The organism is uncultured Campylobacter sp., assembly GCF_938045775.1.
GTDB lineage: Bacteria > Campylobacterota > Campylobacteria > Campylobacterales > Campylobacteraceae > Campylobacter_B.
Map to the genome: position 1 here is coordinate 1 of NZ_CALIBH010000123.1, position 5,983 is coordinate 5,983.

Sequence of the window (5,983 nt, forward strand, 5' to 3'; positions counted from 1 at the left end):
AAATAAAACCAAACCATCATCGCAGCGGCTCAGCTTATTCAATACAAAATCAGACATATTTATGATTATACATCGATTAAATACATATTCTTTAAAAAATATATCACAAATATATGTTCCTTCTGAAATTTTTACATCTACAAAGCGTCTAGTGATGATTTTATTATTATTTTGGATTGACACTACACAATTGGCTTTCGTACGATAATGTCCTTTGTGCCTTTTAAGTTCTTTTATAGTACCGTAAAATACGAATGGATCTCTTATGCTTTGAGTACTTGGTACGATAGAGTAGGAGTACAAGAGAAATATCGGTGCGATAAATGAAACGCAAACAACGATTAGCGTTATAAAAGTATGCTTCCGATCAAAGCCAAATTTAATCAAATCATACCAATAATCTACGTAGTAAAGCGGGTTTTTCATTGTATTCCTTTAGTAGCTTTTGGCAAATCAGAATATTCTTGTAGCGATTTAAAACCACCTGTAATAAGTACACCTTTTATCAACACTTCCTCTACTCATCTATATCTCCTTTATTAAAATTAAGGCATTGGAATTTTGAGCGTCAGAATTTTCCTGTGAGCCTCGCTCTAAATTTTGACGTCGTTCGTTTAGAATTTTCTTTAGCTCTTCGAGCCTTGCTTCGTTCATCCTTATCCCTCGCTAGCGATCTTCAGCGATTTCGTATTTTACTTCTCTGTCGCTTGGGATAGTATTAAATTTAAAGCTACTTCACTTGCCTGACCCAAGCATTTTGGAATTTGTCTATCGAGGTAAAATTTATAAAATTGGAAGATAAATTTAAGCGGGAAAAACCCGCTTAAATTTTATTTGCCGCAACCGCATTTGCCCTGAGCGGCAAGCTTGCGGCGAACATATGCGATTTTGCTTTGAAGCGGAAGGTGCTTAGGGCAGTGGTCTTCGCAGCCTAGCAGCGTCATACAGCCGAATACTCCGTCATCATCGCCGATTAGCTCGTAAAAATCCTCATCGGTTCGCTTATCCAGCGCATCGATCTGAAAGCGTGCCACTCGGTTGATGCCGACGGCGCCGATGTAGTCTTTTCGCATTATCGCTACGCCGCATGCAGCTACGCAGATACCGCACTCGATGCAGCGATCCAGCTCGAAAACCTCCTGCGCGACCTCCGGCTCGACCTTCTCCTCAAGCTTGGAGATATCGGTTTCGTGATCGGTGTGGATCCAACTCTCTACGCGTTTGCTCATCGCGTTCATCCAGTTGCCCGTATCAACGCTGAGGTCTTTTAGCAACTTAAAAAATGGAAGCGGCATAAGCTCGATCACGCCGTCCGGATAATCCTTAGTAAGCGTACGGCACGCAAGCTGCGGCTTGCCGTTTACGAGCATACCGCAGCTACCGCAGATACCCGCGCGGCAAACGAAGTCGAAACTTAGCTCGGGATCAAATTTCTCACGAATCACGTTAAGCGCGATAAACAGCGTCATTCCGTCGGTCTCTTCGAGCTCGTAAGTAGCGAAGTGCGGCTTTGAAATTTTGCTTAGCGGATTATATTTAAATGCCTTTATTGTTATTTTTCTACTCATATCCTATACCTGCTCTTTCGTTAGGTGCTTTGTATTTTGGCTGCAACTCATAATGCATCAATGCCTCTTGAATTTCATATCTGCCTTTGCCCTCGGCTTGCATTTTCTCGCGAATTTCATCGACCTCTTTTTGGCGCACGGCGCTGTCCGGATGCTCGATAATATTGCCTTTGGCGCCGTATCCGCGGAACGCAGGCGGCATCTCCATCTTCATAATATCAAGCGGCTCATAGCTTAGAGTAGGCATAGTATCGCCCTCCTTCCAGCTCGCAAGCGTTCGTTTTAGCCAGTTTAGATCGTCGCGTTTCGGATAATCCTCACGGAAGTGCGCGCCACGGCTTTCTGTGCGATCAAGCGCACCCTTGGCGATACAAAGCGCGAGCTTTAGCATCTTCGGTACGCGATAAGCCTCCTCGAGCTCCGGGTTTCCGAAAAGCTCTTTATTGCTTACTTTGACGTCCAAAGACTGCTTGTAAAGCTCCTCTAGCTCTTTTACGGCTTTGGCTAATCCCTCGCCGGTGCGGAATATTGCGCAGTGCTCCCACATCACGTCTTTCATCTTGTTTTTGATCTCAAATACGTTAAATTTACCCTCTTTTTCAAGCAGGCTTTTCATGTAGTTTTGCTCTTTATCTACGAATTTTTGTATATCGTGCGTATTGATATCGACGTCGTGTCCTTGACAATACTCCGCAAAATACTCGCCCACGATCATTCCTGCGACGACGGTTTCGGCAACGGAATTTCCGCCCAAGCGATTAAAGCCGTGCATATCCCAGCACGCAGCCTCGCCCGCGCTGAAAAGTCCAGCTAGTGTTGGACTCTCGCCCGTAGCCTTTGTTTTGATACCACCCATCGAGTAATGCTGCATAGGAAGGATCGGAGCCCAACCTTTACCGCGCTTTCTGCCCTGCTCGTCGGTTATTACCTCGGTGTCGGCAGGATCGATGCCGTTGAAAATCTCGCAAATTTCTTGCACGTCGCGTAAATTTTTCTCGATATGCTCGCGTCCGAGGATCGATATGTCAAGCCAAACATGCTCGCCGTAAGGGCTCTTTACTCCCTTGCCTGCGCGGATATGCTCCATTATGCGGCGACTTACGACGTCGCGGCTAGCAAGTTCCTTTTTCTCGGGCTCATAATCCGGCATAAAGCGGTAGCCGTCCACATCGCGTAAAATTCCGCCGTCGCCGCGGCAACCCTCGGTGAGTAAAATTCCGCTCGGAACGATAGGGGTCGGGTGAAACTGCACCGCTTCCATATTTCCAAGCTGCGCGACGCCTGTCTCAAGCGCGATAGCAGCACCTATACCCTCGCAAACGACGGCGTTTGTGGTGTGCTTATATACTCTGCCGTAGCCGCCGGTAGCGATCAGTGTGCCTTTCGAGACGTATGCGATGAGCTCGCCGGTAACCAAATCGCGCACGATTGCGCCATAGCAGCGGTTATTTGCGTGAATTAGCGCGATAGCTTCTTTGCGGTCGTGAATATCGACATTATGCTTTAGCGCTTCGTTTGCAACGGCAAAAAGCATCGTGTGTCCCGTAGCATCGGCGGTATAGCAGGTTCGCCATTTTTTCGTACCGCCGAAGTCGCGGCTGTGAATAAGTCCGTGAACCTCATCTTTTTCGGTGATCGTGGTTTTTTGAGCATTGATAATAGCGCTTCGCTCGCCTCTAGTAATCCTAGTCCAAGGAACGCCCCAGCCCGCAAGCTCGCGGATAGCCTTAGGCGCCGTTTGCGCAAACATCCTAGCGACATCCTGATCGCAGCCCCAGTCGCTTCCTTTTACGGTATCGGCAAAGTGCACATCCTCATTGTCGCCCTCGCTCATCTTGGAATTTCCGAGCGACGCCTGCATACCGCCTTGAGCCGCCGCAGAGTGCGAGCGTTTAACGGGAATCAGACTCAAAACGATGGTGCTAAGCCCTTTCTCTCCGGTAGCAATCGCAGCTCTTAATCCCGCCAAACCGCCGCCTATAACTAAAGAATCGCAATATATTACATTCATCCTAAGCTCCCTATTCTAAACTTAACCATTTGAAATCGGCGATTATCGAAAGCAAGAAAAATGCACCCCAAACGATGAAAACCGTCTTTTTGATGAGGGCTCTTTTCCTTTGAATTTCCGCCTTCGTGCCATCTATGCTAATCCATTTCATATAAAGCCTATAAATTCCAATACTAGCGTGAGTTACTACGAAAATCAATAAAACAAAATAAAATAGATGAAGCTGTCCGAAGCGAGCGATAGCAAGATCTGCAGTAATTTTCGGACCGAATACGATCATTAAAATATGAGCCGCCGCAAAGAAAAATAGGAAAAATCCCGTCCAAAACTGAAACCACCAAAGCGTCGTGTCGCAATGCTTCATTCGCATTTTGTGCGCTTTAAACGCCCTGTAAGCGGCGTAGTTAGCCGGAAATTTTCTCATAGCCAAAAATGCGTGAACTACGAAAATCACGAAAATCACGAAAGCGACGATGTTTGTAACGAAATAAATTCCGCCCGGTTCTGCGAAATGTACGACGCCCTCAAACGCGCCCTTACCGATCAAAATCGTGCCGGTAAATATCATATGACACAGCATAAAACAGGCCAAAATCAGCCCGCTGATGCTTTGCGCCACGTCTTGCAAAGCCATAATGCGGCTTTTTTTGCCGTCTATGGATCTGCCCGTAAAGCCTTCAATGCGACCTAGCATAGGTTCTCCTTAAAAAAGATGATTATAAATCCCCGCTAAACGAAAATTTACATTTTTGTAAAGAGATTATATTACTTTTTAACTTTAGATTAATTTAATTTCTGCAAATTAGTTTTTTCTTCAAAGACTGCTTTAAGAAAACTGCTATCAAAAACATCACCAAAGATAAAATTTGCCCCATCGATAAATTTAAAAATATAAAGCCAAGCCCATCGTCCGGCTCTCTAAAAAATTCTACGAAGAATCTAAATGCCGTGTATAGCATCGCATACAGACATATCAGCTCGCCGTTAAATTTCTTAAATTTACGGTAGAAAAATAAAATCACGAAAATTACCAGCCCTTCCAAAACCGCCTCATAAAGCTGGCTTGGATGGCGCAACGTACCGCCTACCAAGATCCCCCACGGCTCGGTCGTTTCGCGCCCGAAAAGCTCCTGATTTAAAAAATTCCCCACGCGTCCGAAAAAATACCCAAGCGGCACGCTAAGTGCCACGAGATCGAGCAGTGCCCACATATCGGTTTTAAATTTTTTGCAAAACCAAACCGTCGCGATCACGAATCCGACGACCGCGCCGTGATAGCTCATACCGCGGATACCCACGAACTCGCCGTTATGAAATGGGTTAAAAATTTGCCACGGATGGCTGAAATACCACGCCGCCTCACCCGAATAGATCGCGATGTATCCTAACCGCGCGCCCAAAATGACGCCCACTTCGACCCAGATAAAGTAGCGATCTAGCATCTTATCGCTGAAGTCAAGGCCGTCTTTTCGCACGAAATATTTGGCGATAAATAGCGCCGTAAGCAGCGCCAAAACATACATAATGCCGTACCAGTGCACGTTTATGCCAAACGCGCTGAACGCCACGGGATCAAAGTGGGCGTAAATTTCGTTCCAGTAATTCAAATTTTTCCTTTGTTTTAAATTTTAAAATTTAACGGCACGCATCGGACGCTGCGTGACGCACGCTTGGTAAAAGACGCAAAGCGGCGCATACGCAGGCACTAAACCTCAGTTTTCGAACGCTCGATCACACGCGCGAAACACGTAAGACGCGGATGCTTAGCGATAGCGTCAAACGATGCACAGACCACCTCGCATGAAATTTCAAGCGACGACGCCAGATGGGACGCAAGGCGCCTCACGTAAAATTCCAAATGACTATGCCAGACGACATACGAAGCGACACGCAAAGTGGCGCGACGCAGACAAAGCACGCAATACCCTAATGCAGGCGGCGCAAAACGAGAGCACTGAACGCCGAGCAAAACTCGCAGTGCGCGCAAAACAAACATCAGGCGGCACATATGCAAAATACCGAATGCCGCGCAGAATTCAAAACGACGCGCAATATGACAAGCCGACGCACAAAACAGCAAGGCAGATATTTTGCATCCGCGCAGATAATGCAGATAAAATTCGCCCGTCTTGCTTAGCTTGTCGCGCTCGCAGGAGCTGTACCGGCTACAGCGCAAGAAATTCCGAAAGCAAGCTTTAAACCTATCTCTACATAGCGCTTTTCTGTGCCGAACGCGCAAAAACACCGAGCGCGCGTTCTAAATTCTAAATTCTAAGCCCTAGCGTCTCTTTCACCACGCGGCAAAAATCCGCCAAAAACCACCCGAGCGCCTTGTAGTAGCTGCTTTTGGCGTTTATCTGCACGTGCGTAGCAAGCGCGGAAAAGCTAGGAATGATAAATTGCG

General features: G+C 46.7%; 7 protein-coding genes. 1 reads left to right on the forward strand and 6 read right to left on the reverse strand.

Going from position 1 to position 5,983, the window contains the following annotated elements; genetic code table 11:
• The 6 genes from Q0238_RS04700 to lgt all read right to left on the reverse strand — a co-directional run.
• A partial coding sequence (locus Q0238_RS04700; RefSeq protein ID WP_297943371.1) for a hypothetical protein occupies positions 1-426 on the reverse strand: 426 nt, incomplete at its 3' end.
• A 99-nt stretch (positions 427-525) separates the two neighbouring features.
• Positions 526-654 carry a hypothetical protein gene (locus Q0238_RS04705; RefSeq protein ID WP_297882610.1) on the reverse strand — a complete coding sequence of 43 codons (129 nt, stop codon included), beginning with the start codon at positions 652-654 and terminating at the stop codon, positions 526-528.
• Between the two features lie 176 nt (positions 655-830).
• Positions 831-1,568, reverse strand: a complete 738-nt coding sequence (locus Q0238_RS04710; protein WP_297943373.1) for a fumarate reductase iron-sulfur subunit — start codon at positions 1,566-1,568, stop codon at positions 831-833.
• On the reverse strand, positions 1,561-3,579 hold the full coding sequence (locus Q0238_RS04715; protein ID WP_297943375.1) for a fumarate reductase flavoprotein subunit: 2,019 nt from the start codon (positions 3,577-3,579) through the stop codon (positions 1,561-1,563). Before Q0238_RS04715 ends, Q0238_RS04710 begins: the two co-directional genes overlap by 8 nt.
• A 10-nt stretch (positions 3,580-3,589) precedes the next feature.
• The gene (locus Q0238_RS04720) at positions 3,590-4,273 is read right to left on the reverse strand and encodes a fumarate reductase cytochrome b subunit (protein WP_291936192.1); all 684 of its coding nucleotides are present in this window, start codon (positions 4,271-4,273) and stop codon (positions 3,590-3,592) included.
• Between the two features lie 94 nt (positions 4,274-4,367).
• Complete coding sequence (gene lgt, locus Q0238_RS04725; RefSeq protein WP_297943378.1) at positions 4,368-5,186, reverse strand: prolipoprotein diacylglyceryl transferase; 819 nt, start codon at positions 5,184-5,186, stop codon at positions 4,368-4,370.
• A 175-nt stretch (positions 5,187-5,361) separates the two neighbouring features.
• On the opposite strand from lgt, the gene Q0238_RS04730 reads away from it, so the two are divergent.
• Positions 5,362-5,778 carry a hypothetical protein gene (locus Q0238_RS04730; protein ID WP_297943380.1) on the forward strand — a complete coding sequence of 139 codons (417 nt, stop codon included), beginning with the start codon at positions 5,362-5,364 and terminating at the stop codon, positions 5,776-5,778.
• Positions 5,779-5,983: the final 205 nt, after the last annotated feature.